The organism is Microbacterium sp. HMWF026 (genome assembly GCF_003061325.1).
In the GTDB taxonomy this organism is placed as follows: Bacteria; Actinomycetota; Actinomycetes; order Actinomycetales; family Microbacteriaceae; genus Microbacterium; species Microbacterium testaceum_E.
Genome location: NZ_QAJB01000188.1, coordinates 1 through 1518, shown reverse-complemented (window position 1 = coordinate 1518; position 1518 = coordinate 1). Strand labels below are relative to the sequence as shown.

Here is a 1518-nt window from a genome sequence, read left to right as displayed (position 1 = left end):
GGGTCGTGTCGTGCACGAGACCCGCGTTGTCCTCGAGGAAGACCGTGCGAACGGGCACCGCGCCCCCCGCGCGCCAGGACCCGACGCGACCCCAGACCGAGCGGTCGTCGGGGGTGTCGGCATCCACGATCCGGTTCGCGACCCCAGCGAGGGCCGCCGCGGGCACCTCGGGCGCAGCGGGGGTCCCCCGCCGGTCGAGCAGTCCGGTGTCGAGGTCGCCGGCCCGGACCGCCGGGTCGGCGAGCAGCGCGCGCAGATCGGCGATGTTCGTGTCGACGCCGAGCACGACGGTGCCGGCGAGCGCGGCGTCCAGGCGCGCGAGGGCTGTCGCACGGTCGGGGCCGTGCGCGATGACCTTGGCGATCATCGGGTCGTAGGCGGCGCCGATGACGCTGCCCGTCTCGACGGCGCTGTCGATGCGGGCGTCGCCCGGCTGCCAGAGGGTGACGGTCCCGGTGGCGGGAAGGTAGCCGCGGGCGGGCGTCTCGGCGTACACGCGTGCCTCGATCGCGTGCCCCTCGATCGGGGTGGGACCGAGCTCGAGCGCGAAGCCGGCGGCCACGCGCAGCTGCTGCTCGACGAGGTCGACCCCCGTGACGAGTTCGGTGACCGGGTGCTCGACCTGCAGGCGCGTGTTCATCTCGATGAAGAACGGCTCGTCGACGCGATCGCCGGCGACGAGGAACTCGACGGTTCCGGCGCCGAGGTAGCCGACGCTGCGCGCCGCGGCGACGGCGGCCTCGCCGAGGAGGGCCCGGGTCGTGGCATCCACCACGGGCGACGGTGCCTCTTCGATCACCTTCTGGTGCCGCCGCTGCAGGGTGCACTCGCGCTCGCCGAGCGAGACGGTCGTCCCGTGGGCGTCGGCGAGCACCTGCACCTCGATATGCCGGGGCCGTTCGAGCAGGCGCTCGAGCAGCAGGGTGTCGTCGCCGAACGCCGCCCGCGCGACGCGTCGGGCGGTAGCGAGGGCATCGGCGAGATCGGCGGGCCCGGTGGCGACCGTCATCCCCTTGCCGCCCCCGCCGGCCGACGGCTTGACGAGCAGGGGGTAACCGGCGCGCTCGGCCTCGACCGCGATCTGCGCGTCGGTCAGGCCCGCCGCCGAGAATCCGGGCACCGTGGGCACGTCGTGCGCGGCGACGTGCTCTTTCGCGCGGATCTTGTCGCCCATCACCTCGAGCGCGTCGACGCCGGGCCCGACGAACACGACGCCCGCGTCGGCGCACGCCCGGGCGAAGCCGGCGTTCTCGCTGAGGAATCCGTATCCCGGGTGCACGGCCTCGGCGCCCGTCGACACCGCGGCCGAGACGACGGCGTCGATGTCGAGGTACGACGGGATGCGCGCGGACCGGTCGGCCTCGCGCACGTGGGGCGCGTCGGCATCCACGTCGGTGTAGACGGCGACGGAACGGATGCCGAGTCGGTGCAGGGTGCGGAACACGCGACGCGCGATCTCGCCCCGGTTGGCGACGAGCACCGACGAGAACAGGCGGGGCGGGTGGGGAACGGTCACGG

Annotated in this window: 1 protein-coding gene; it reads right to left on the bottom strand. The window is 74.4% G+C overall.

The features are described 5' to 3' along the window. Positions 1-1516, bottom strand: a 1516-nt coding sequence (locus tag DBR36_RS07940) for an acetyl/propionyl/methylcrotonyl-CoA carboxylase subunit alpha (RefSeq protein ID WP_108318333.1), incomplete at its 3' end; no start/stop codon positions are given. Between the last annotated feature and the right edge of the window lie 2 nt (positions 1517-1518).